Genomic DNA, 24,620 nt, shown 5'->3' on the forward strand with positions numbered 1-24,620 from the left:
CAGTATATTTATATAAGAAGGGGGGTGATTTTTTGCGTTATAGGAGATATCTCCGAAGAAAGACGAAAGGAAGTTTAAAAGCATTTATTAGTATAATCGTTATTTTTTTAGTACTTATATATGGATTCTTATTGGTTGCTCAAAAAATTAGGTCTGCATTTAAGTGGGTAGCAGAAGTGAACTCGTCTGTGAGTTAATAGCTACTTTTAAGGTGAGGGTGTGCTATGGGATGAGTGATTTTTTTTATGAGGGATGGGTAGACAAGCATAGGTAAAAAGAAGCTATTATAGGATAAGAATGCTATCAACATATATTAAAGAATCAAAAATATAATTGAGAAATGATAAAATTTGGTATAATGGTATAGATGTGTTATCCGTAATATTAAAATGTTATAAAAAAGATAAAATAAATATTACACAATAGTAGAATATTATGACATAAAGATTATTTATATAATTTGTGGGGGTGAAGATATGAAAAAATTTTATATTATTTCTGCTATATGTTTATTGTTACTTGTCATTTTCGCTTGTTTTAGTGTCTCTACCATAGGAGTGATCGGAGATAATCTTGAACGTGACGCTCGTAAATCCCAAAAAATAGATGATAGTTGGCAGGTCTCCAAATCTGTGACCGATAACCTTGGCGCATTGCTGTTTTATGACGAACATTTAAATGATTTCACGTATTCCATTTATGTAAATAGAGAGGGTCTTTCATTTGGATACTTTTTTCGTTCAGGAGGCAGTACCATCGATATTTTCGAGGGTATTCGAGCCTTTAATTATGGTAATTCCATGGCTCTCATTTCGATTAATAAGGTAAATGTGGCGAGAATAGAATGTGTGTCTGAAAACAGTCAAAAACAAGGGGCTGTTTATACAGTAGAGCCAGGTAAGCCATTTGCTATTGCAATCCCCATTACCGATAGCAACATGACGATAAAAATCTATGACCAAGATGGAAATGAGATTCCGATAACAACAGTCTCGTCTTGTGACTAAATATAGCAATTTATTCTTGCAATATATATTAATGAGCATAATCTTTAATACAGTAATTTATTCACACTTATGATAAGTTACATAAAATAAAAAAATATTTAGGAGAAAAAATATGGATTATAAAAGTATATATGAAAATGCATATGAACTTATGGATGTACAAATTATAGATGGAGATTGTGGTAAGTTGTGTAATCATCATTGTTGTAGAACCTATGATGGAGAAAAAAAGATGGGGATATATTTAATGCCCTATGAATTGGAGAGTATGCTAGAGGATAGTGAATTTATCACAAATTTTAAAGTAGAAAAACATACTAGTTTTGAATATGATATACCTCATAGTATAGGATATCTTTATTATATAGATTGTGAAGATGAATTTGGATGTTTAAGGCATTTAAGGCCTATTCAATGTAGAACTTATCCTTTTGAACCACATATAGAAAAGGGACAACTTTATTTAACAATAGAAAAGGATCAAATTCACAATTGTCCTTTAATTGATAAAATGGAACAGTGGAATGAAGAGTTTGCAAAAAGAATATATTTAGGGTGGAAAGAATTAATAAAGATAGAGAATATTAGGCTTATGGTTAAATATGATAGTAAGTATAGGAATATTGAAAATAACGTAAAAATAAAATTATCAGAGACGGAGATATTTAAAAATATTTAATTAGGGGTAGTATCAGCATAGCTGTCACCAGGTGCAAAGTATAATTATAAACGTAGTAAAATAGCAGCCTTCAAGCATTTATTAGATTTGTAGATTTTAAGGAAATTTGCATTTTGTTGAACAATCCACCCTAGAAAAAAGAAGGGTAGCTTAAAAGCACTTATTAGCATATTACTTATATTTTTAATACTTATTTATGGATTCTTATTAGTTAATCAGAAAATAAAACCTGCATTTATAGCAATAGTAGAGGTTAACCCGTCTGTGAGTTAATGGCTACTTTTAAGGTTAGGGTATGTTATGGGATTGATTTTTTATAAGGGATAGGTGGACAACCATAGGTATAAATAAGCTATTGTAAGAAAAGAATGATGTCTACATATATTAAAGAATCAAAAATATTATTGAAAAATGATAAAATTTGGTTTAATGTTATAGATATGTTATCTGTAATACCAAAATCTTATCAAAAAGATAAGATACATATTAGATAATAGTAGAAAAATGTGACACAAATATACTAAAAGAAGTTATAAAACAAATTAAAATATATGAAATATTTACTAATATATTAATTACAGGAGGGTACTGATGGGAGTTTTAATAGTTTCTGGTTCTCCAAGAAAAAAAGGCAATACTGAGATATTATTGTCAGTATTTGATAAAGAATTAAAAAAGAATAATATAGGTACAAAATTTATTAGCTTATCTGGTAAAAAGATAAATCATTGTCTAAACTGTGATGAATGTATAGGCATTAATAAATGTATTCAAAAAGATGATTTTAATAGTATATATGATGAAGTTTTAGCAAATAAGGGATTTGTTGTGGGTAGTCCTGTATATGTAGGAGCACCAACATCTTTATTAATGGCTTTTCTTCAGAGATTAACTTATGTTGCATTTAATAATAATCGTCCATTATCTAAAAAAATAGGGGGTCCAATTGCTATTGCAGGAGAAAGTGGACAGTTAACAACCATAAATTGTTTAGTTGATTTCTACCTTGTAAATGAAATGATTATTCCTAGTTCTACATATTGGAATATTGGTGTTGGAGTACATAAAGGAGATATTGAAAAGGACGAAAAGGCAAAATCTTATATTGTACGATTTGCACAAAATTTAGCTTGGATAATTAAAAGTTTGGAGGCATAATTGAAATGAAAAAAGGCGATAAGTTGTTTGTAAGAATTGATTCTAAAGTAGAAGGAACTCAAACTAATTCAAATGATTTTAATGATCATATTAAGTATTTAAGTAAAGTAGCATCTGAGAGATATTTTATTGGAGGTGGATTTTCAAATACAGTTGGTGGAATGATAGTTTTTGAAGCTAAAGATTTAGTAGAAGCAAAAGAAGTTGCTGACAATGATCCTTTAATAAAACGGAGTTTATATAGATACGAGTTATTTGAATGGGATTTAGTAATTCTTTCTGAAGAAATTGAAAAAATAGGAACATTCCAAGATAGATAATATTTAGGAAGCGTCTTAATGCATAATCATTAGGATACAACAGTTATATGTTGCGTATTGAATATAAACTAAATAAGATTGTAACTAAATCACCCACCTGTATCATAATTATATAAGAAGGGGGTGATTCTTTGCGTTATAGGAGATACCACCGTAGAAAAACGAAAGGTAGCTTAAAAGCCTTTATTAGCATATTACTTATATTTTTAATATTTATCTATGGATTCTTATGGGTTGATCAGAAAATAAAGCCTGCATTTAAGTGGGTAGCAGAGGTGAACCCGTCTGTGAGTTAATGGCTACTTTTAAGATTAGGATGTGTTATGGGATTGACTGATTTTTTTTATGAGGGATGGGTGGACAAGCATAGATAATGAAGCTATTAGAAAAATACGGATGATATGTGCATGTGTTGAATAATCAGAAAAGTTAATTGATAAATGTTAAAATACGATCTAATAATATAAAGGTGTTATTTAAAATATTGAAATATTAAAGAAATACAGAATGTATATTGCACAATAGTGGTATAATACGAACAAGATTTATAAAAACTTTGGAGATTGAAATTTTGAGAAGCATGAGTTTGGAATAATAGATTCTTTTGAAGAAAATAAATTATAAAAAATTCTAATCTAAAGCATGACAAATAAAAAGTAATTTTAAGATGGATGGAGCAATAAAGATTAAGGCAATATCAACGGAATTATAATTTTTTAGAGGTGATGATGATTTTGAATCCTGCTATATGGATAACCACATATTTACCAATATTTGTAGTGTTATTTATTTTAATACCATCACAACGAAGAATAATTAATGCTATAAGAAAACAAAGAAAGTTAAGAGGTGTTAAAATGTCAAATGATTTAATTAAAAGTTATATAGGGAAAGTTTGCAATATATCATCTGGTTCATTTGGTTCTACATTCAAAAAAGTAAAAATTCTTGAAGTAGTTGATAATTGGATTAAGGTAGAAGGAAGAGGAAAGATAGATTTGATTAATATAGATTTTATCCAAAATATCAAGATAGTAGATGACAAGTATAAAAAGTAAGTATCTATGCAACCAGTATTAATAGATAATGGAATTTTAATTTGCTTAAATAACAGAGTTTATTTTATAAGAATGAAAATCAAATTTAAATTGTAACTAAATCACCCACCTTTATCATATTTATATAAGAAGGGAGTGATTTTTTGCGTTATAGGAGATACCGCCGTAGAAAAACAAAGGGAAGTTTAAAAGCCTTTATTAGCATATTACTTATATTTTTAATACTTATCTATGGATTCTTATTGGTCGATCAGAAAACAAAACCTGCATTTATAGCAATAGCAGAGGTAAACCCGTCTGTGAGTTAATGGCTACTTTTAGAATTAGGGTTTGCTATGGAATTGATTGAAAATAGGTTATTTTTATGGCAGATAGATGGACAAGTATAGGTAAGAATAAGTTATATAGGAATAATATAAATGCTAAAATTAAATTGTCCAAAAGTGCAAAGTAGGGATAGTTTATATAACTCTACGGAACGTTTATTGAAAAATAATCTGCTATCAGTTACTCTTGATATGTGGAGGTGAACATTATGGATTGTAACAAAATTGGAAAACTGATTTTAAATCTGCGCAAAGAGAAGAATATGACGCAAAAAGAAATCGCTGATGCTTTGAATATTAGTGACAAAACGATTTCAAAATGGGAGCGCGGGTTAGGCTGTCCTGATATATCTTTGCTCAATGAGATTTCTAACATATTTGGAGTAAACACTGAAAAAATTCTATTGGGTGATTTGGAACCCAATGATACTGATGGAGGAAATATAAAACGGATTAAATTTTATGTATGTTCAAACTGTGGGAATGTAGTAAGCAATACAGGTCAAGCAGAAATTTCATGCTGTGGAAGAAAACTAGAGCCATTAATAGCAAAGGCGGAAGATGATAAACACAAGATTAGAATAGATGAAATTGAAGAGGATTACTATATTACTATTCCACATGAAATGAGGAAGTCTCACTTTATTTCATTTGTTGCTTATGTTAAGTATGACAGAGTGCTGCTAGTGAAGCTTTATCCAGAGCAAGGAGCAGAGTTACGTTTTCCTAAAATGTATGGTGGTAAACTATATTTTTATTGCAGCCAACATGGATTGTGGGTGAAAGGAAAATGACGAAGGAAATAAATTTTCATCCTATAGATTCACGAACATGGCTTCGAAGTCAAATATTTTACTATTTTTCTAAGATGGCACCTACAGGATATTCTTTGACGGTTGAATTGGATATTACAATAATGAAAACAGCTTTAAAGGAGCGTAAAATTAAATTTTTTCCCGCTTATCTGTGGGTAGTAACAACAATGCTTAACAGACAAATAGAATTTAAAGTAGCGGAAAAAGATGATGTCCTTGGATATTGGGATACACTAACACCGTTGTATGCTGTTTTTCACAAAGATGATCAAACAATCTCATTGATGTGGACAGAATATGATGACAATTTTTCTGTGTTTTACAATCGTTATTTGGAAAATCAGCAACAATACGGGAATAACCATGGTATTTTATCGCAGCCAGATAAAATACCTCCCCAAAACAGCTATACTATATCCTGTATTCCGTGGATTGAGTTTAAGCATTTTTCTCTTCAAAGTTTTGAAAATAAGCCTTACTATTTTCCAACTGTTGAAGCTGGTCGTATCTTTGAAAAAAGTGGAAATAGCATGCTTCCACTTTCTATGACTTTGCATCATGCAACAACAGATGGATGGCATGTGAAGCAGTTTTTAGAGGATGTGCAACATGCTATAAATCATCCGAAAGAATGGTTGTAAGTTTATGTTTATAAGCATAAAGCTGAAAGGAACTATTGTGGTATATTGTATATTGAAGTAGACTAAATTAAAATTGTAACTAAATCACCCCAAGCAACATATTTATATAAGAAGGGGGTGATTTTTGCGTTATAGAAGATACCGCCGTAGAAAAACGAAAGGAAGCTTAAAAGCATTTATTAGCATATCACTTATATTTTTAATACTTATTTATGGATTTATGTTAGTGGATCAGAAAATAAAACCAGCATTTATAGCAATAGCAGAGGTGAACCCGTCTGTGAGTTAATGGCTACTTTTAGGATCAGGATGTGCGATGGGATTAATTGATTTTTTTATGATGGATGAGTGGACAAGCAGAGACAAAAAACAATTAAATAGAACAAGAATGCTATGTTGCTACATGTGTCCAATAATTAGAAAATACAATTGATAAATACTAAATTTGGGTATAACATAGGTGTTAGTATAAAAGCATGGACACGAAAAGTAAGATATATGGGAAATGTTGTATAATATAGGAAATAAGAATGATGATTTAGTGCATAATAGCAGCAAACGGAAAAACAAATTACTCAAAAGAGGGTGAGTTTGATGGCAGAAACATTATTAATAATGTTGGGGATATTATACTTAATCTATAGAGTTGCCTTTAGGATACCTAAAGACATAAAGAGAATTGAAGATAAAATTGATATGTTAAAATTACATCTTCAAGAAATTGAACTGAAACTAAATGAACTTGATAAAAAATCAGATAAAAAGTAATGAATAATTTTATTATATTACGTATTGAATCAAACTAAATTAAAATTGTAACTTAATCACCCACATTTATCATAGTTATATAAGAAGGGGGGTGATTTTTGCGTTATAGAAGATACCACCGTAGAAAAACCAAAGGTATCTTAAAAGCCTTTATTAGCATATTACTTATATTTTTAATACTTATCCATGGATTTTTATTGGTTGATCAAAAAATAAAACCTGCATTTATAGTAATAGCAGAGGTGAACCCGTCTGTGAGTTAATGGCTACTTTTAAGATTAGGGTATGTTATAAAATCGATTGATTTTTTATAGGGGATGGGTGGACAAGCTATGTAATAAAAAATAAAAGGAGTTTCAATAGCTCCATATCTAATAAATTTTTATTTACTAACTTGTTTAAGTTTAAAGATTTCTCTTTCTGTTTCGATTTCTTTATGAAGTAAGAATTTCAGGGTATCTTTGATATCTGTAAAATTTTGATTTGTTCCTGTTCTAAATTCAGTTAAATCAGCAGTTTGATCTTTGATTGTATTTAAGTCTGATTTGATTTCTTTTAAATCTTTTTTCATCTCTATTTGATTTTCTAAGACTTGCTTTAGTAATTTTTCTATATTTTCCATATATATCAACCTTTCTGCTTTGTATAAATATATTATAACAAATCTTTATGTATAAAAATATATGAAGATAGGAATTTATTATTAAAAGTTTGGAAGAATAGTGGGTTTTGATAGGTGTGAAATCTATAAATACTGTAAATAAGTGAATCTAGAAGGTAATTTATGTGTAAATATAGAATGAAGGATAAATAAGTGATATAACAGCGTTCCATAGTGAGCAGAAAGGCAGTACATAAAAATGATAAATAATTATAAAGAGAATATTCAAAATTTTTAAAAAATGAAAAATAAATTGAGTGAGACTGAGAAAATATGTAAAAAATTGCAAAAGGAAAATATAAATCTTAAGAACGAAAATAAATTGTTAAAAGAAGAGAACATCAGATTAAGAAACCTTTATGGTAAGAGCATAGAAAAAATAAATTATTTCAAAAAGATATAGCAATTAATATAGATGGGAAAGTAGAGATAAAAGTAAATCAGGATATTCACCTGCATGTGCTAATGAATGGAAAAAAGGAATATGCAATAAACCACAGGTAAAGATACAGTGTGCTGAAGACTATAAAAATTTTATTGGATTACCAAGGGGGGGCTTAGAAGAAGTAATTGATTTTTTTCAGATTAATGGTGTACAGGTTGAAATAAGATATGAGTGGTATGAAGGGAATAAATTAGATGTTTCATTTATTGGAGAACTTAGACCCCAACAGAGTGAAGCAGCAGAAAAACTATATGCTTATAATACAGGAATCCTTTCAGCAACAACAGCATTTGGAAAAACTGTTGTTGCAGCATGGTTAATTGGAAATAAAAAAGTGAATACATTAATTATTGTTCATAGAAAACAACTAATGGAACAATGGAAAGAAAGATTACAAACTTTTTTAGATGTTGATGCTAAGCAGATGGGTCAAATTGGTGGAGGAAAGAGAAAAAGAACAGGGATAGTAGATATAGCTATAATACAGAGTATTAATTACAAAGGGAAGGTAAAAGACTACGTAGAAGAATATGGAATGGTTATTGTTGATGAATGTCATCATATTTCATCATATAGCTTTGAGCAAGTATTAAAACAAGTCAAGGCAAAATATGTGTATGGACTAACTGCTACACCTATTAGAAAAGATGGACATCATCCTATAGTTATGATGCAATGTGGAAATATTAGACATAAAGTAACTGCAAAATCTAATATGGTATTAAACTGTTTTGAACACATTGTAGTACCAAGATATCATGAGCTAAATATAAAAGAAAATGTTGAAAGTAAACCTAGCATACATAGTTTATATAAAGGAATAATAGAAGATAAAAAAAGAAATGACATGATCGTTGAAGATGTTTTAGAGGCACTTAAACAAAAGCGATCCCCTATTATTTTAACCGAGAGAACGGCTTATGTAGAATATTTCGAAAGAAGACTTGAGGGCGCTGTAAAAAATATTATTGTCTTAAGAGGTGGATTAGGGAAGAAAAAGTTAAAAGATATAAAAGATAAAATGGATCAAATATCTGAGGAAGAAGAAAGAATTATTATTGCTACAGGAAAGTATGTAGGAGAAGGATTTGATGATGCAAGATTAGATACATTGTTTTTGACGATGCCTATTTCATGGAAAGGTACTTTGCAGCAGTATGCAGGAAGATTGCATAGACAGTATGATTCCAAAGAAGTTGTTAAAATATTTGATTATGTTGATAAGAATATACCTATGTTTATGAGAATGTATGAAAGAAGATTAAAAGGGTATAAATCAATGGGATATGATATCAAAGAAGAATTATAAATAGTTAGAAATAAATTTTCATGTTTCTATTATCAATAATCACTAAGTCACCACAAAGGAACATATTTATATAAGAAGGGGGTGATTTTTTGCGTTATAGGAGATACCGCCGTAGAAAAACGAAGGGTAGCTTGAAAGCATTTATTAGCTTATTACTTATATTTTTAGTACTTATCTATGGATTCTTATTAGTTGACCAGAAAATAAAACCTGCATTTATAGCAATAGCAAAGGTGAACCCGTCTGTGAGTTAATGGCTACTTTTAAGGTTAGGGTGTGTTATGGGATGGAGTGATTTTTTTTATGAGGGATAGGTGGACAAGCATAGATAAAAAAGCAATTATACGGAATACGAATACTATGTACATGTGTTAAATAACCAGAAAATATAATTGGTAAATGCTAAAATTTGGTATAAAATTATAGATGCGTTATCTGTAAGACCAAAATACTATAAAAAGATAAAATACATACTGCACAATAGTAGAATATTGTGTCATATCTTCAATACTTATTAGGATTTAATTATTAAATATATATTCAATATTTTCTTTCCGTCTACTTAATTACAATGCGTGTTTTATCATTTTATATTTATTTTACCTATATTAGAAATGTTTATTTCTATATTCAGAAGGTGTACAATTCATATATTTTTTAAATACTTTTCCAAAATAACTTATTCCATTAAAACCTACATTAAAAGCAATGTTAGAAATAGATTCTTTACTTTTCAAAAGCTGTTCTGATGCTTTTGAAATTCTATATTCCATTAAATATTCAAAAGGAGTCACTCTTAAAATCCTCTTAAAACTGCGGCAACATTCACTTTTACTGATATTTGCTGCCCTTGCAATATTGTCTAATAAAATATTATCTGAATAATATTTATGTATATATTGTAGCGCTGATTTTACACGTTCTTCATCATGTGAGACGGCAGATGTAGAATCTTTAATTTCTTCTTTTACTTCTTTAATTAAATTTAGCCAAAGACTAGACATAAAATTTCTCATTTCCAGTTCATATCCATAGGTTTTTTGATTGGACAAGAAAAAGACTTCTTCTAAATACTTTAATATGTTTTTCTGCCATTGAACAGTAGGTTTTAAATAGATAAATTTTAAATTACTGCTTTCGATGATTGGATTTAAATATTTTTTTTCAATAAGTGACTGTTGAGTACCTCCAATTAAAGTTGGGTCGAAAACAATGGAAAACATCATACAGTTATTATTGTTATATGGCTTAATTTGATGTAGTATATTTGAATTCACCATAATTCCTTCGCCGGGTTCTAAAATTATTTTTTGATTTTCAATAAAAAAGACTACCTTATCACAAAGTACATAGGAAAATTGTAGTTCCTTATGCCAATGCCATCTTATATGCCCATCTTCAAATAGATTAAATTTATCCGTATAAATTGCCATTGGAAAATCATAAGAACCGTGTTTGGTTGTCTCTTGTAAATTTTCAGTTACTTCTATTTTTGATATCTGCATTTTTATCATCTCGCTAATATAGTTTTAAATCTTAGTAATATATTAATTGTTATACATTTAAAATAATAATAAAATTATTACAGATTTATTTGAATAAATCAATATATTTGCAATAAATTACAATATTATACTAGTTAATTATTGTAGTAAATTTATTCAGAATAATTAGAAAGAAAGTGAGTGAAAATATAGTGAAATTTCAACGAAGACTAAAAGGAATAATACTTGTAATTATAGGCGCCATGTTATGGGGAATATCAGGTACTGTTGCTCAGTACCTTTTTCAGAAAAAAGGATTTAGTCCAGAGTGGCTTGTTGTAATTCGGCTATTAGTATCAGGGGTAATTTTATTATTATATGATTTTATGAAAGGTAACGAAGATATATGGAAAATCTGGGAATCTAAATATAATGGCTTGAGTCTTGTATTTTTTAGTATTATAGGGATGTTAGGGGTTCAATATACATATTTTGCTGCTATTAAATATGGAAATGCAGCAACAGCCACAATACTGCAGTATTTATCACCAGTGATAATTACTTGTTATTTAGCTATTCGTACTAAAAAAATTCCAAATTCACACGAAATCATTGCTATTATTTTAGCGATGTTAGGTACATTTTTTATCATTACAAAAGGTAATATTCATAGCATATCTATTTCTAAGTTAACGTTATTTTGGGGAATTAGCTCGGCTTTTGCAGCGGCTTTCTACACATTACAGCCACGTTCTCTTCTTACTAAATGGGGTTCTACACTTGTAGTTGGATGGGGAATGCTTATTGGTGGAATAGCTTTTAGTTTTATCCATCAGCCTTGGAATTTTACAGGTCAATGGTCTATTGCTTCAATGTTGGCTGTTATATTTGTAGTATTATTTGGAACTCTCATTGCTTTTTATTGCTACTTAGAAAGTTTAAAATATATACAACCAACGGAAGCAAGTGTACTATCTTCTGTTGAACCTTTATCTGCAGCTTTTTTATCTGTATTATGGTTACATGTTCCTTTGGGTATATCTCAATGGTTAGGAACAGTATGCATTATAATTACAATTATAATTTTGTCTCGTGCAAAAGTAAGAAAGTATAGCTAAATTTTAAAAGTGTAAAGGTAGTTGAGAATATTGTTAGTAGTTCATAATCTTCTTATGTTGTGATACAAAAATTTTTATATAGCGAGGAGGTCATTTATGAGAGCAGATAGAGAAAAATGTCCTTGTTGTGGTTACTATACAATACCCAAAAGAACTGAAGAGAAATTTTATTCTTGTGGATTTATTTGTCCCGTTTGTTTTTGGGAAATTGACATCTTTATTTCTGATAATGAAGAGTCTAGTGATCAAAATCATGGTCTAACCTTGAAACAAGCAAAAAAAAATTATAGGACTTTTGGTGCTTGTTGTAAAAGCGACTTAAAATACGTTCGTAAGCCAACTGATGCCGAGAAATAAACTTTGTTAAGTGAACATAATAAATTTAAATTGTCACTAAATCATCCCAAAGAACATATTTATATAAGAAGGGGGTGATTTTTTGCGTTATAGAAGATACCGCCGTAGAAAAGCAAAAGGTAGCTTGAAAGCATTTATTAGTCTATTACTTATATTTTTAATACTTATTTATGGGTTTTTATTAGTGGATCAGAAAATAAAACCTGCATTTATAGCAATAGCAGAGGTGAACCCGTCTGTGAGTTAATGGCTACTTTTAGGGTGAGGGTGTGTTATGGGTTAGATTGATTTTTTATGGGGGATGAGTGGACAAGCAGAGATAATAAAGCTATTAGCAAAACAAGGGTGATAGGTATATGTGTTGAATAATCATAAAAGCTAATTAATGAATGCTAAATTTTATATAATTATATATATGATATCTATATTATCGAAAAATTATAAAAAATATAGGCTGCATATTACACAATAGTAATTTTATGTGAATATTATTTATAGTTTATTCGTAAAGGGGGGTGATGAAAATGAAAATAAAAATAGTGAAATGAGTCTATTTATAAAATTATCGAAGGAGGATAAAGCATGTCGTATTTTAAATACAATGATAAGCAGTGCTATTATGAAGAATTTGGCGAAGGTACTCCGTTACTCTTTTTGCATGGGAATACCGCATCTTCAAGAATGTTTGATGGAATAACTGATTTATATAAAGAAAATTATAAAGTAGTTTTAATAGATTTTCTGGGGCATGGTAAATCAGAAAGGCTCGAACGATTTCCGATTGATTTATGGTTTGATGAAGCCATGCAGGTCATAGCCTTTTTAGAACAGATGAAATATGGAAAGGTGAATATTATCGGAAGCAGTGGTGGTGCTCTTGCTGGCATTAATGTAGCTTTGGAAAGACCTGACTTAGTAAATAAAGTGATTGCAGATAGCTTTGAGGGTGAAGTTCCTTTAGCAGAGTTTGTGCAAAATATTAAATCAGAACGTGAATTATCAAAGCAGGATGATGGAGCAAAAGCCTTTTACATTTACAACCAAGGCAAAAATTGGGAGCAGGTGGTAGATAATGATACCAATGCATTGTATGAGCATTACAAAACCATAGGGAAATTCTTTCATAAGTCAATTGAAATGTTGAGGGGAGCGATATTGTTTACAGGAAGTAAGGAGGATGAGTTTGTAACCTGCGATTTCTATGAAAAAACTTATTCTGCACTTCTGAAAAAGGTTGAAAATGGGAAAATACATCTATTTGATAAAGGCGGGCATCCTGCAATTATGTCCAATGCAGTTGAGTTTTCTAAAGTAGCGAATACTTTTTTAACAAAAACAAATGAGTAGAATCTTTAGTTAGTATGCATTCTTCTTATATTGCGTATTGAATATAAACTAAATTAAAATTGTAACTAAATCACCTCTAAGAAACATATTTATATATGAAGGGGGTGATTTTTTGCATTATAGGAGATACCGCCGTAGAAAAACAAATAGTAAAGAGTAAATATACAATTGAAAAATTCCAATAATTGGTATAAAATCATTAATGTGTGGGAGGAGATTTTAAGACTGTTTAGTTTGTAAGAATGGGTATTAGCTATGCTTAAAAAATATGTTTAAGAATCTGTTCTAATTTGTAAACTAAGACATATTAATGTGAGATAAGTTTATTATTCAAACATGGGATTTACAGCATGACTGAAAGAATTTTAGGATGTTTACAATTCAGGTTGTAAAGCTTCAGGAACGTTAGTTGACAGTTATTATTATGATGACTTTAATTGGTGTTCTTTAATAAAAAAAGTTTAATTTACAATATAAGGGTGATTTTTATGTATGTAGGTATTGCACCAATAAAAACAAAAAATGTTGGAAAGATATACTTAGAACAAATGTATATACAAGGTAGTAAGAAGTGGATTTTATCAAGAATTTCACCAAAATGCGAAAACTGCAATTCTAATAAGCATTATGATGTTATTTGTACCTCTAAACTCTTTATTATTGTTATTCCATATGATAAAGCATATAAAATTGTATGCCCAAAGTGTGGAGAGACCATAGGGTTAGATTTTGAAGAATATTTGTTAATAGAACCGTTTATAAAATTAAATAAGAAATATGAAGAAGGAAAAATATCACATCAAGAATATGAAGATAGGATAACAAAAATATCTGATAAGCTTAAATATAGTAAAAAATAATTCAGGCTTTTGTAACCATCATCCAGCATTGTATTATCTATACAAGGAGTGTTGAAAAAATGGAACAAGAACATAAATCAGTACAAAAAATGTGGGGAAATTATTTAATGTCCATAGGTGAGAACATTAGAAATACTAATAAAAATTACACTTCATGGTATTTTTGTGATAATGAAAAAAGTGCTAATAATTTAGCAAAATTAGTTAAACAAGGTACTAAAAGAGCAACTACTGGATTATATTATTTTTATGAAGTAGATGGTGAAATATTGCCTAAAGAAGGAGTCTTTAGCATAATTACAGATTGGGATGGAATAGCTCAATGTATTATTCAAACAAAGAAAGTAACTGTATTGCCTTTCAAAGAAGTAACAGAAGAATTTGTAAAAACAGAAGGTGAGGGGGATAAGTCTCTAAAATATTGGCGAAAAGTACATAAAGATTTTTTTACTAGAGAATTAAAAGAGCAAGAAATAGAATTTTCGGAAGATATGTTGGTAGTATGTGAGGAATTTGAAGTTGCATATAAGTAGAATATTACGAAGTAAGGAATGTTCTCATAACGGAAAGGTGTGAAAGAAGTGGAAATCATATCTGTAAAAAAATTTCCTGAATATAAAGAGATAGCAATTAAATATTTTCAAAGTAAATGGGCATCTCCAAATAGTATGAAAGTTTATGATGACTGTATAACTAATTGCACTACTACCTCTAGTCCATTGCCACAGTGGTATCTGTTGATGGACGATGGTAAAATAATTGGTTGTGCAGGTCTTATTACCAATGATTTTATTAGCCGTATGGATTTATATCCTTGGGTCTGTGCTTTATACATTGAAGAAGAATACAGGAGAAATACTTACGGTTCTCTTCTGTTAGAACAGGCAAAGATAGATGCAAAAGTAGGAGGGTTTTCTCACTTATACCTCTGCACAAATCATATCGGATACTATGAAAAGTATGGATTTAAGTATATTGGTACAGGCTATCATCCATGGGGAGATAGTTCTCGCATATATGTTGCAACCTTATAATATGTTTCGCAATTTTCGTATATTGCGTATTGAATCAAATCAACTTAAAATTGTAACTAAATCACCCCTTATCATCATATTTATAGAAGAAGGGGGTGATTTTTTGCGTTATAGGAGACATCGCCGAGGAAAGATGAAAGGTAGCTTAAAATCATTTATTAGCATAATTATAATTTTTTTAGTACTTATTTATGGATTTATGTTAGTAGATCAGAAAATAAAGCCTGCATTTATAGCAATAACAGAGGTGAACCTGTCTGTGAGTTAATGGCTACTTTTAAGGTGAGGGCGTGCTATGGGATTGACTGAAAATGGGTTATCTTTTTATGGCAGATAGATGGACGAGTATAGGTAAAAAGAAGCTATTATAGGATAAGGATGATATATAGGTGGTGAATAATCAAAAATATAATTGATAAATGCTAATATTTGGTATAATATTATAGAGGTGTTATCTGTAATATCATGTGTATTAACAAATCACGAGGAGGTGCTATAATGGGAATTTTTAATAAACTTAAATAATCTATATGTAAGAGTAACTATTAACTCTCCCATGTAGATTATCTAAAATAAATATTTATGAAAATTTTTTATAATGTTTGTTATCGGGAGGTTAAAAATGTCTTATTTTGAATATAAAAATCTTAATATATATTATAGAGTATTTGGGGAAGGGAAACCTTTAGTCATTATACATGGAGATACAGCTTCCTCAAAAATGTTTATACCAGAATTAAAATTCTATTCTAAAAACTTTAAAGTAATTTTATTAGATTTAGTAGGTCAAGGAAAATCTCAGAGAGTAGATAAACTGCCCTTAAATTATTGGCATTTTAATTCTATTTTAGTTATTGAATTATGTAAATATCTTGGTATCAGCAATGTTAATTTGTTAGGGACCAGTGGTGGGGCTATTGTTGCTTTGAATGCTGTATTAGAAGAACCTAACTTGTTTAATAAAATAATCGTGGATAGCTTCATAGGAGAAAATTTATCTTATGATTTTGCTAAGAAAATTGTAGATGATAGAAAAATAGCAAAAAGTATGTTAGGTTCTAAGTTATTTTGGTTTATAATGCATGGCTTTGATTGGAAAAATGTTATTGACCAAAATACAAATTTAATTATAAATTTTTCAAGAAATATAAGTAATTTTTTCAATTATAATCTTAGCAACATAGAAAATAATGTTTTAATTACAGGAAGCTTGAAAGATGATTTAATACCTAATATCGAAAGTACACTAAAAAGTATTAATTTAAAAATAGAAAATTCTAAATTGGTTATTTTTGAGAATGGAAATCACCCTGCTATGTTTAGTAATAAAGAAGAGTTTAGAAATTTGGTTTTAGAATTTTTATCCTAAGTTGTAATAAAGTACTGTATTATTTAGAATTGAATTTTACTGTGTTTTTATAAAGGAATATTCTTATATTGCTCATTGAATATAAACCAAATTAAAATTGTAACTAAATCACCTACCTTTATCATATTTATATAAGAAGGGGGTGATTTTTTACGTTATAGGAGATACCGCCGTGGAAAGATGAAAGGTAGCTTAAAAGCATTTATTAGCATAATTATAATTTTTTTAGTACTTATTTATGGATTTATGTTAGTGGATCAGAAAATAAAACCTGCATTTATAGCAATAGCAGAGGTGAACCCGTCTGTGAGTTAATGGCTACTTTTAAGATTAGGGTGTGCTATGGGATTGATTAAAAATCGGTTGTTGCTTTGGGAGAAGTAGAGGGATAACCATAAGTATATAGATATTTTATGATGCGTTGTGAAATATGTCACGAAATTGCATTTTGTGGAATAATTTGCTATAATTTATGCAGATTATTTGAATGATTGATAATAAAAATGTAAATTTTGTCATAACGATATTAATTTCATATACTTTTAAGATATTAGAAAACAAAATAAAAAATGTTTTTAGAATGACTTAGCTGTGATCAGATAAATAGAAACAAGGAATATTATATTGGATGAAGAATAGATATAGTAATAAAAACCCTATTAGATAAGGATGATTTCAATGGACAAGCCAGTGGTATTAGATATATTTTGTGGTGCGGGGGGGATGTCAGAAGGTTTTATTCAAGCAGGATTTGATGTTGGGTTTGCTTGTGATATTAATAAACAAGCTATGGATACATATGTTAATAGACATAAACAGTTGGGGTATAATGTAAAATTTGCATGTGTTGATATAAAAAAATTCTCAGAAGAAGAATTTCTAAAAGAATTCTTAGGTGAAAAAAAAGTTGATGTAGTATGTGGTGGACCACCTTGTCAAGGATTTAGTTTGGCAGGGAAGAGGAAACAAGATGATCCAAGAAATATGTTATTTAAAAGTTATATTCAAACTATTAAAAATGTTAAACCTAGTTATTTTGTAATGGAAAATGTGGAAGGTCTTTTATCAATGAAGTTTGATAAATTCAAGGGAATTTCTGGAAAAAATTACAAAGAAGCAACAGTACCACAAATATTAGAAGAGGAATTTTATAAAATTGGATATAAAGTTGAACACAAAGTTCTTCAAGCTAATGGCTATGGTGTTCCACAAAACAGAAAGAGAGTATTTTTTATAGGACATAAAATTGAGAAAATAAGAGGTAAAAAGTATGTAGACTTAGTGGTACCACCCAAATTTCCAATGAGAAGTGTTAGTAAAGATGTAACTATTAAATTAGCTATAGATGACTTATCGTTTTTAGAAGCAGGTCATCATACGAAGAAATATCATCAAAATCAATCTCTGTCAGACTATCAAAGTACGTCAATAAATGGTAGAACGCCGGCTGCTGATGGGAATCCTATAAAAGCTGAGCTTTTATCCAATCATGAGGCTACAAGACATTCAGCAAAGGTTATAGAAAGATTTTCATTAATACCGGAGGGTGGGAATTTAGAAGATTTGAAAAAGCGATTAAGCAATGATGAGTGGGAGAAGTATAAAACAAAAAAATTACGATGTTATCGCGTAAAGAGTGATGAACCATCACCTACTGTATTAACATTACCTGATGATCTTATTCATTATGCAAGAAATAGAATTATGACTGTTAGAGAGTTAGCTAGACTACAATCTTTTGATGATAGCTTTGTATTTTTAGGAAAAAGAACAACTGGGGGAAAAAAAAGAAAAGTTGAATTACCTCAATATACACAAGTAGGTAATGCAGTACCTCCTTTAATGGCACGGGCTGTGGCAAAAGAAATTATGAAAGCTTTTATAAAATCAGTATAATAAAATAATTTTTAAAAATAAAAAGGTGGGGATTTGATGCCACAATTATTTTTTAGAACAAATGCCAAAGTTGAAAATTTAGTTGGAAGGGAACTTATTACCAAAAATTCAATCGCTATATTCGAACTAGTGAAAAATTCATATGATGCTGGAGCTACTGAAGTCGAAATAAAACTTGTAAATTTTCTAAAGGATGACAACAAGAACAAAATAATTTCGACCAAACATTCGTATATTGAAGTAATAGATAATGGAAAAGGAATGTCCACAAAGGAAGTTGAAAAATATTGGATGGAATTAGGAACACCTTCAAAAGAGATTGAAAAAGTTGAAAAGGTTAGATTACGAAGTGAACAAGTCGAAACAATGGTCGAACGAACCGTGAATGGGGAAAAAGGAATAGGTAGATTTGGAGTAGATAAGATAGGATCATATCTTATTTTAGAGACTATTGATAAAAATTTAATTAATAAAACAATTGTTTATTTTGACTGGAATAAATTTGATGATAGAAGCAAACTAATACACCAAATTCCTTGTGAGTATAAAGTTTTACCAGTAGAAATAGGAGAACATTCGGGATTAAAATTAACAATAAAAAATTTAAGAGATAAGTGGACTATTCGAGATATAGATAATTTAAAAAGAGATTTAAAAAAATTTTTATCACCAATAAGTATAGAACAAGATGAATTTAGGATAATACTCACTTATGCTACAGAAATAGATGAAGAGATAGTTGAAGAATCAGAAGAGATTATTAATGATTCTTTTGATTATTTAAAGACAAGTATATACGCAGATTTGAATACAAACGGTCTTCTTTATTATGAGATTGAAGATAAAGGAGAGATAGTTGAAAATAAAGAAATAAAACTATATTCAAAATCTACATTTGGGGCTGTAACTGCTAAAATTTATTATTTAAACACAACAGATAAAAAAATTTTTACTAAGAAAATGGGATTAAGAACTAGTGATTACGGAAATATAAAAATATTTAAAGATAATTTTAGAGTAATGCCTTATGGTGAACCACATAATGATTGGCTAGCGATTGATAAGATTCATGCTCAAGGTTTCTTTAGAACTTTTGGTACAAGAGATTTAGTAGGATATTTAGTATTATCACATGATCCAACGAAAAAAAATTATGCTTTAAAAGAAGCTACAGACAGAGTTGGATTAATAGAGGATGTTCCAGAATTTGAAGATTTAAAAGAATTTGTATGGAATTTAATTAAAATTTTACAAGAGTATATATTTAATAGATTTAAGAGGCAAGCGAAAGAGACCACGGCAGTACTAAAAAACGAGTCAAAAGATCTAAAGATGGAAACAAGGGATTTATTTTCATCTTTTAAAGATATAATTAATAAAACTAATATTTCAGATATAGAAAGAAACAATATACTTAAGCAAGTTGAAGATAATTCTTCGGAAGTAATGAAGAAAATCGAAACAGTTGAAATTGCATCTAAAGAAATAGAAAAAAAGATGAAGATCTATGAGCAGATAACTAATAAGGAAGGCTTGTTATTTGAAGTTTTACATGAAATAAAAAATAAATTAACAGTTATAGATGCACAAATAAAAAAATTCAAATTAGAGGTTAGAAAAGCTGGGTTAAACATTGATATGAATGATTTAAATATCGCATTTGAATCCATTGGTGAACTAGTAACAGGAACTTTAAATGATGTTAATGTCTCTAAATTACAAAAATCTGTTTTTGATATTGAAGAGATTATTATTGAAGATTTAGAAAGTAGAACAGCAATATTACAAAATAAAAGTATTGATGTAACAAAAATTTTTGAGGCTAAAAATACTAATATAAAATGTAGTAAACAAGCTATAAAAAGTGTTTTAGGTAATTTACTTGATAATTCTATTAAGGCATTAGAAAATATTAAAAATAAAAAAATAACAATTCATACTAAAATAAATAAAGGGTACGTAGAAGTTTATTTTTCAGATAATGGAACAGGTATTGAGGAAAGTAAGATACCGTTTATTTTTTCATTATGGAGTTCCCATACATCCTTAGGAGGGACAGGGATGGGCTTAGCATCAGCAAAAAATATTATTGAGGATCACGGTGGAGAAATTGTTTATGTAGATTTATTTGAAGAGAATAAGAAAACTACTTTTTTAATAAAATTACCCGTGATTTATAGTTAAATTTGTAGGAGGAGTTATATGTCTTATAAATATAGAGCACTTGTAATAGATGATGAGATTCAAATAAAGTCAGTTTGTGATACATACGCACAATACCTAAAAGAATTACATGATATAGATATTAAGTTTGATATAGCGAATAATGAAAGTGAATATGATGAGACAAAACCATATGATATTTTATTAGTAGATTATAATCTTAAGAAATCATTTAATTTTGCTAATAAAAACACAGGAGACGGTTTTATTGAAAAATTTAGAACTAAGAATAGAGTTAGTAAAGTAATTTTTTACTCTAGTTCGTTTGTTTATAATCAGGACAAAGGAAAGTATACATTTCCGTTTGAAGGAAAAGAAGCTTTTGATTTAATTAATAAACTACAGATAGATAGAATAGTGCCCAAGGATAATTTTGATATGATGATTGAGGTCATAGAAAGTTGTTGTAAACAAATGGATATTCTTCCGCTTACTTTAACGAAATTACTTAAAGAATATAGAAGTGAAGATATTCATATAAATTATACAAATAAAGCTGGAGAAGAAATCGAAATAACGGATTTAATTAACGAATTACTAAATGATACCGAAGAAGGAAGAAATTTCAGAGAAAGAATTTTAAAAACAGTGTTTAGTGTTTTATTAAACGTAAATTATTGATATATCTGGAGGAATAGTAATGTCTGTAGCATTTTATAGAAATAGATTAAACAAAGATACAAAAAAATTAGGTAAATTTTCAAAAAAAATAAAAGAAGATTTGCAAGAGAATGAAGTAGATATAGATGTTATATTTGAAGATAAGAAGGAAAAATGTCTTGAGAAATTAAAGAAAAATGATACATTAATCATTATTGCTCACGGAGATGATGATCATATTTATCATAAATATGACTTTAAAAATCAAAAATATCCCCACCACCAAACATTATTTAGTCAAGATAATGTTAGTGAATTAGCTGGTAAAAAAGTAATTGCTATTTCGTGTAGAACAGCAAGAAATCTTGGGGTAATTGCATGTGAAAATGTTGGGTGTAAAGTTTACTTAGGATTTTATAATCAAATACATTTTGATAGAAAAGATGGAAAATATAGTTCAAAAGAATATGTAGTATTTCTTAGAGAATGTTATAGAGACACATTTAGTGGTGTAATTGAAAAAGCAATCCTTGAGAAATGGACATTTAATAAGCTTAAGATAATTTTAGGACACGCATTGAATAAGGTTGCGATGATTAAAGCACAGCATATTAAGAGAAACAATAAAGTTTCTTATAAAAACAATGGAATTGAACAAGCCTTATTAGCTGTATCTAATGTTGCAGATAATATTATGGTCTTAGGAAACTCTCAAGAAATTATTGCTTAACTACTAAAGTTAAATAATATTTCACAGGAAGAATTAATTGTAATTATTTCGCAGTTGTTTTTAATAGCTTTGTTAATAAGAGTATTGGCAGGCCAAACTTTTAAACTATTACCAATGATTAGTAAAAGGTCAGCTTTATATATTTCGTTGCTGCATTTTTCAAAATTTTGAACATTATCTCCGAAGAGTACTAAACTTGGTTTTAATATTTTATGGCAATATGGGCAAAAAATTTTATTTTTTAATTTGAAGTTATCTATATATTCATAAAAAACTTTTTTTGATTCAATGATATAATTACAATCTGAGCATATCAAATATTCTAGATTTCCATGAAGTTCTAGTATAGTCTTACTACCAGCTTTTTTGTGTAATCCATCAATATTTTGCGTGATTATTGGTATTTCAAGGTTTGCTAAAGTGTAATGTACAATATTGGGTTTTAAATTTGTCCATTCTACTAATTTACTATAGACTTTAAAAAAAATTAAAGGATTGTGTTCTAAAAAATTTTTATTTAATATTTCTGTTAAGGAATAATTAAAATATTTTATATCGAATGATGGAACACCAGACGGTATAGAGATGCCTGCACCGGTAAAAGCTACAGGATATCTAGAATTCTTAATTTTTTCTAATAGTATTTTTTTAGTTAACATAATATACTCCTTTATCAAATTAAAATAATGATATTAATATATAGATAGTATTTTATTTTTTAAATTATATAATACGAAACAATTTTATAAAAATTATTTTTTTAGAATACAAATTGGTTACGAAAAGATTATAGTCTATACCTTTAGTTTAATAAAATTTTAAATTGCTTTAGATTGGATCTAAGGAACAATAAATTGATTATATTGTGGATAATTTTATCATAGATTTAAATGCAATGAACTAGAATATTTAAATACTGTAATCATAGGCGTTAACTTAACCCATATTATTCCAAGGTAAAAATTACATTTGCAAAAAAGCATGAAAAATGGGAATCTCAAAGTGACGACCAAATCACAAAGGAGAGATTCCCATGAACATATCTTCATCACTTATTATACAATTTATTCGATTGTTTGATAACCATAAAATTATGGGAATTGCTATAAAAACAGGTTTTTTCAAGCGTAAAAAGGGTGTGTTGCCTGATTATAATTCTAAAAGTTTTTACATTAGGGTTACTGAATACACCACACCCCTCACTAAGCCAAATAGCATCAAAATGTGAAGAATTTCAACCAGATTTAACAATCTCCAAAGGAGCAATTTATAAAAGGTTAGAAAAATCTTCTTTGTTTTTGCAAGAAGTATTTAAAAATATCATGTAAAAACCATGTGTAAAGTTATTCCAGTAAAAACAGCTACTATTCTTACTCAGTTTAAAGATGTAAAAGTATGTGATAGCACAAAGATTACTTTGTCAGATAAATTAGCTAATTTGTATCCTGGTTTAGGTGGTCGTAATACAAAATCTTCTTTGAAAATTCAAGGAGTTTATAGCTTAATATCTTCTGTATTTTCAAGTATTGAATTAACAAAAGCTCCAGAAGCCGATACTACCTATACAGATAAATTACTTTCATTAGTCCATCAAGGCGAATTACTTATTACAGACCTTGGATATTTTGATAAAACATTTTTTAAAAATTTATCAGAAAAAGGTAGTTACTATCTCACACGAATTAAGAAAAATACTGTTATCTACGTAGAAAAAGCAGGACATCTAACTAAGGTTGACTTTACTGATTTATTAAAAGGTGCTGTTGTTGATACAGAGGTTTCTTTAGGAGTACGCTATAGAAATGAACTAAAATGTCGTCTAGTGGCCATCCGTTTGCCAGAAGATCTAGTAAATCAACGAAGACGCAAGGCGAATCAAGATGCTAGATCTAAAGGGAAACAGATTAGTGCTAAAGAAACCGAATTATTGGCATGGAATATTATTGTTACAAATACTACCAAAGAACAATTACCTACTGAAGCTGCTTGTGATTTATATTGGGCAAGGTGGCAAATTGAACTTATTTTTAAGGCATTAAAAAGCTATCTTAACATAGACAAAGTAGGTATTTGTGGTAAATCTCAGCTAGAATGCTTAATATATGGTAGTCTTATAGCAGCAGTTACCTTGTTAATACTATATAATTTTTTGTACTTACCATCAAAGCAGCATTTTTCAAAGAACTTAAGTATATTACGTTTTGCAAAGATATTTGCAACCCATGCTGACAAAATAGCTGAGAAACTTCGATTAGTAGTGCCAAATATATATTTTCTTAAAAATCTTTTAAAGAGAATAAGTAAAAAAAGTTTACATGATAAGCGTCAACGAAAAACAACGCTGGAAATTTTACAGGAGTATCTTTTGCTCGAAAACAATTTCCAAAATATAGCTTAAATTAACGCTTATGATAC

The 24,620-nt window shown here is 28.9% G+C and carries 27 protein-coding genes and 1 pseudogene; 25 read left to right on the top strand and 3 right to left on the bottom strand.

Annotation, left to right across the window (positions count from 1 at the left end; genetic code table 11):
• Positions 1-32 precede the first annotated feature (32 nt).
• The 10 genes from K7H06_RS05930 (at position 33) to K7H06_RS05975 (ending at position 7,035) form a co-directional block, all read left to right on the top strand.
• The gene (locus tag K7H06_RS05930; protein ID WP_223038966.1) at positions 33-197 is read left to right on the top strand and encodes a hypothetical protein; all 165 of its coding nucleotides are present in this window, start codon (positions 33-35) and stop codon (positions 195-197) included.
• Positions 198-476: 279 nt separating this feature from the next.
• Positions 477-1,007: a hypothetical protein gene (locus K7H06_RS05935; RefSeq protein ID WP_223038967.1), complete on the top strand. Its 531-nt coding sequence runs from the start codon at positions 477-479 to the stop codon at positions 1,005-1,007.
• 112 nt (positions 1,008-1,119) lie between these two features.
• The gene (locus K7H06_RS05940; protein ID WP_223038968.1) at positions 1,120-1,686 is read left to right on the top strand and encodes a hypothetical protein; all 567 of its coding nucleotides are present in this window, start codon (positions 1,120-1,122) and stop codon (positions 1,684-1,686) included.
• Between the two features lie 591 nt (positions 1,687-2,277).
• On the top strand, positions 2,278-2,844 hold the full coding sequence (locus K7H06_RS05945; RefSeq protein ID WP_223038969.1) for a flavodoxin family protein: 567 nt from the start codon (positions 2,278-2,280) through the stop codon (positions 2,842-2,844).
• A gap of 5 nt (positions 2,845-2,849) precedes the next feature.
• Positions 2,850-3,164 (top strand): YciI family protein, encoded by a 315-nt coding sequence (locus K7H06_RS05950; RefSeq protein ID WP_223038970.1) that lies wholly within the window; start codon positions 2,850-2,852, stop codon positions 3,162-3,164.
• Positions 3,165-4,021: 857 nt separating this feature from the next.
• Entirely contained in the window at positions 4,022-4,222 is a 201-nt protein-coding gene (locus tag K7H06_RS05955) for a DUF6897 domain-containing protein (protein ID WP_223038971.1), read from the top strand.
• Positions 4,223-4,757: 535 nt separating this feature from the next.
• Entirely contained in the window at positions 4,758-5,342 is a 585-nt protein-coding gene (locus K7H06_RS05960; protein WP_223038972.1) for a helix-turn-helix domain-containing protein, read from the top strand.
• A complete protein-coding gene (locus tag K7H06_RS05965) occupies positions 5,339-6,004 on the top strand; it encodes a CatA-like O-acetyltransferase (protein WP_223038973.1) in 666 nt (221 codons plus the stop codon). The genes K7H06_RS05960 and K7H06_RS05965 overlap by 4 nt, the downstream gene beginning before the upstream one ends.
• Before the next feature lie 594 nt (positions 6,005-6,598).
• Complete coding sequence (locus K7H06_RS05970; RefSeq protein ID WP_223038974.1) at positions 6,599-6,772, top strand: hypothetical protein; 174 nt, start codon at positions 6,599-6,601, stop codon at positions 6,770-6,772.
• A gap of 98 nt (positions 6,773-6,870) precedes the next feature.
• A complete protein-coding gene (locus tag K7H06_RS05975; RefSeq protein ID WP_223038975.1) occupies positions 6,871-7,035 on the top strand; it encodes a hypothetical protein in 165 nt (54 codons plus the stop codon).
• 119 nt (positions 7,036-7,154) lie between these two features.
• Here K7H06_RS05975 and K7H06_RS05980 read toward each other — a convergent pair whose 3' ends face one another.
• Positions 7,155-7,394, bottom strand: coding sequence for a hypothetical protein (locus K7H06_RS05980; protein WP_223038976.1), 240 nt, complete (start codon positions 7,392-7,394; stop codon positions 7,155-7,157).
• 689 nt (positions 7,395-8,083) lie between these two features.
• Between K7H06_RS05980 and K7H06_RS05985 the strand changes: the two genes are divergently transcribed.
• Positions 8,084-9,187 carry a DEAD/DEAH box helicase family protein gene (locus K7H06_RS05985; protein WP_281426061.1) on the top strand — a complete coding sequence of 368 codons (1,104 nt, stop codon included), beginning with the start codon at positions 8,084-8,086 and terminating at the stop codon, positions 9,185-9,187.
• Between the two features lie 608 nt (positions 9,188-9,795).
• Here the strand turns inward: K7H06_RS05985 and K7H06_RS05990 are convergent.
• Entirely contained in the window at positions 9,796-10,692 is an 897-nt protein-coding gene (locus tag K7H06_RS05990) for an AraC family transcriptional regulator (protein ID WP_223038977.1), read from the bottom strand.
• Between the two features lie 191 nt (positions 10,693-10,883).
• Here K7H06_RS05990 and K7H06_RS05995 point away from each other — a divergent pair, with 191 nt between their 5' ends.
• From K7H06_RS05995 to K7H06_RS06055, 13 genes are all read left to right on the top strand, one after another.
• Positions 10,884-11,789 (top strand): DMT family transporter, encoded by a 906-nt coding sequence (locus K7H06_RS05995; protein WP_223038978.1) that lies wholly within the window; start codon positions 10,884-10,886, stop codon positions 11,787-11,789.
• Positions 11,790-11,885: 96 nt separating this feature from the next.
• Positions 11,886-12,146, top strand: a complete 261-nt coding sequence (locus K7H06_RS06000) for a CPCC family cysteine-rich protein (protein WP_223038979.1) — start codon at positions 11,886-11,888, stop codon at positions 12,144-12,146.
• 82 nt (positions 12,147-12,228) lie between these two features.
• On the top strand, positions 12,229-12,393 hold the full coding sequence (locus tag K7H06_RS06005; RefSeq protein ID WP_223038980.1) for a hypothetical protein: 165 nt from the start codon (positions 12,229-12,231) through the stop codon (positions 12,391-12,393).
• A gap of 335 nt (positions 12,394-12,728) precedes the next feature.
• Positions 12,729-13,493, top strand: a complete 765-nt coding sequence (locus K7H06_RS06010; RefSeq protein ID WP_223038981.1) for an alpha/beta fold hydrolase — start codon at positions 12,729-12,731, stop codon at positions 13,491-13,493.
• Positions 13,494-13,981: 488 nt separating this feature from the next.
• Positions 13,982-14,353: a hypothetical protein gene (locus K7H06_RS06015; protein ID WP_223038982.1), complete on the top strand. Its 372-nt coding sequence runs from the start codon at positions 13,982-13,984 to the stop codon at positions 14,351-14,353.
• A 59-nt stretch (positions 14,354-14,412) separates the two neighbouring features.
• Positions 14,413-14,886, top strand: a complete 474-nt coding sequence (locus tag K7H06_RS06020; protein WP_223038983.1) for an ASCH domain-containing protein — start codon at positions 14,413-14,415, stop codon at positions 14,884-14,886.
• Between the two features lie 48 nt (positions 14,887-14,934).
• A complete protein-coding gene (locus tag K7H06_RS06025) occupies positions 14,935-15,387 on the top strand; it encodes a GNAT family N-acetyltransferase (protein WP_223038984.1) in 453 nt (150 codons plus the stop codon).
• A gap of 103 nt (positions 15,388-15,490) precedes the next feature.
• Positions 15,491-15,655 carry a hypothetical protein gene (locus K7H06_RS06030; protein ID WP_223038985.1) on the top strand — a complete coding sequence of 55 codons (165 nt, stop codon included), beginning with the start codon at positions 15,491-15,493 and terminating at the stop codon, positions 15,653-15,655.
• A gap of 354 nt (positions 15,656-16,009) precedes the next feature.
• A complete protein-coding gene (locus tag K7H06_RS06035; protein WP_223038986.1) occupies positions 16,010-16,756 on the top strand; it encodes an alpha/beta fold hydrolase in 747 nt (248 codons plus the stop codon).
• A gap of 678 nt (positions 16,757-17,434) precedes the next feature.
• Positions 17,435-18,652 (top strand): DNA cytosine methyltransferase, encoded by a 1,218-nt coding sequence (locus tag K7H06_RS06040; RefSeq protein ID WP_223038987.1) that lies wholly within the window; start codon positions 17,435-17,437, stop codon positions 18,650-18,652.
• Positions 18,653-18,688: 36 nt separating this feature from the next.
• Positions 18,689-20,836, top strand: a complete 2,148-nt coding sequence (locus K7H06_RS06045; RefSeq protein ID WP_223038988.1) for an ATP-binding protein — start codon at positions 18,689-18,691, stop codon at positions 20,834-20,836.
• Positions 20,837-20,854: 18 nt separating this feature from the next.
• Complete coding sequence (locus K7H06_RS06050; RefSeq protein WP_223038989.1) at positions 20,855-21,496, top strand: response regulator; 642 nt, start codon at positions 20,855-20,857, stop codon at positions 21,494-21,496.
• A gap of 19 nt (positions 21,497-21,515) precedes the next feature.
• Positions 21,516-22,205: a hypothetical protein gene (locus tag K7H06_RS06055; RefSeq protein ID WP_223038990.1), complete on the top strand. Its 690-nt coding sequence runs from the start codon at positions 21,516-21,518 to the stop codon at positions 22,203-22,205.
• On the opposite strand, the gene K7H06_RS06060 is transcribed toward K7H06_RS06055, so the two are convergent.
• Positions 22,202-22,864, bottom strand: coding sequence for a Sir2 family NAD-dependent protein deacetylase (locus K7H06_RS06060; RefSeq protein WP_223038991.1), 663 nt, complete (start codon positions 22,862-22,864; stop codon positions 22,202-22,204). The genes K7H06_RS06055 and K7H06_RS06060 overlap by 4 nt on opposite strands.
• A 374-nt stretch (positions 22,865-23,238) precedes the next feature.
• On the opposite strand from K7H06_RS06060, the pseudogene K7H06_RS06065 reads away from it, so the two are divergent.
• Positions 23,239-24,603: pseudogene (locus K7H06_RS06065) on the top strand (IS4 family transposase).
• Positions 24,604-24,620: the final 17 nt, after the last annotated feature.

The sequence above is a fragment of the Crassaminicella profunda genome (assembly GCF_019884785.1).
Lineage (GTDB): Bacteria > Bacillota > Clostridia > Peptostreptococcales > Thermotaleaceae > Crassaminicella > Crassaminicella profunda.

Excerpts from the sequence above, each read along its gene's own strand:
- K7H06_RS05970 (WP_223038974.1), top strand. The coding sequence starts at position 6,599 with ATGGCAGAAACATTATTAATAATGTTGGGGATATTATACTTAATCTAT.
- K7H06_RS05950 (WP_223038970.1), top strand. The coding sequence starts at position 2,850 with ATGAAAAAAGGCGATAAGTTGTTTGTAAGAATTGATTCTAAAGTAGAA.
- K7H06_RS05960 (WP_223038972.1), top strand. The coding sequence starts at position 4,758 with ATGGATTGTAACAAAATTGGAAAACTGATTTTAAATCTGCGCAAAGAG.
- K7H06_RS05980 (WP_223038976.1), bottom strand. The coding sequence starts at position 7,394 with ATGGAAAATATAGAAAAATTACTAAAGCAAGTCTTAGAAAATCAAATA.
- K7H06_RS06020 (WP_223038983.1), top strand. The coding sequence starts at position 14,413 with ATGGAACAAGAACATAAATCAGTACAAAAAATGTGGGGAAATTATTTA.
- K7H06_RS06015 (WP_223038982.1), top strand. The coding sequence starts at position 13,982 with ATGTATGTAGGTATTGCACCAATAAAAACAAAAAATGTTGGAAAGATA.
- K7H06_RS06050 (WP_223038989.1), top strand. The coding sequence starts at position 20,855 with ATGTCTTATAAATATAGAGCACTTGTAATAGATGATGAGATTCAAATA.
- K7H06_RS06010 (WP_223038981.1), top strand. The coding sequence starts at position 12,729 with ATGTCGTATTTTAAATACAATGATAAGCAGTGCTATTATGAAGAATTT.
- K7H06_RS06040 (WP_223038987.1), top strand. The coding sequence starts at position 17,435 with ATGGACAAGCCAGTGGTATTAGATATATTTTGTGGTGCGGGGGGGATG.
- K7H06_RS05955 (WP_223038971.1), top strand. The coding sequence starts at position 4,022 with ATGTCAAATGATTTAATTAAAAGTTATATAGGGAAAGTTTGCAATATA.
- K7H06_RS05945 (WP_223038969.1), top strand. The coding sequence starts at position 2,278 with ATGGGAGTTTTAATAGTTTCTGGTTCTCCAAGAAAAAAAGGCAATACT.
- K7H06_RS05940 (WP_223038968.1), top strand. The coding sequence starts at position 1,120 with ATGGATTATAAAAGTATATATGAAAATGCATATGAACTTATGGATGTA.
- K7H06_RS06060 (WP_223038991.1), bottom strand. The coding sequence starts at position 22,864 with ATGTTAACTAAAAAAATACTATTAGAAAAAATTAAGAATTCTAGATAT.
- K7H06_RS06035 (WP_223038986.1), top strand. The coding sequence starts at position 16,010 with ATGTCTTATTTTGAATATAAAAATCTTAATATATATTATAGAGTATTT.
- K7H06_RS05935 (WP_223038967.1), top strand. The coding sequence starts at position 477 with ATGAAAAAATTTTATATTATTTCTGCTATATGTTTATTGTTACTTGTC.
- K7H06_RS05965 (WP_223038973.1), top strand. The coding sequence starts at position 5,339 with ATGACGAAGGAAATAAATTTTCATCCTATAGATTCACGAACATGGCTT.
- K7H06_RS06055 (WP_223038990.1), top strand. The coding sequence starts at position 21,516 with ATGTCTGTAGCATTTTATAGAAATAGATTAAACAAAGATACAAAAAAA.
- K7H06_RS06045 (WP_223038988.1), top strand. The coding sequence starts at position 18,689 with ATGCCACAATTATTTTTTAGAACAAATGCCAAAGTTGAAAATTTAGTT.
- K7H06_RS06000 (WP_223038979.1), top strand. The coding sequence starts at position 11,886 with ATGAGAGCAGATAGAGAAAAATGTCCTTGTTGTGGTTACTATACAATA.
- K7H06_RS05990 (WP_223038977.1), bottom strand. The coding sequence starts at position 10,692 with ATGCAGATATCAAAAATAGAAGTAACTGAAAATTTACAAGAGACAACC.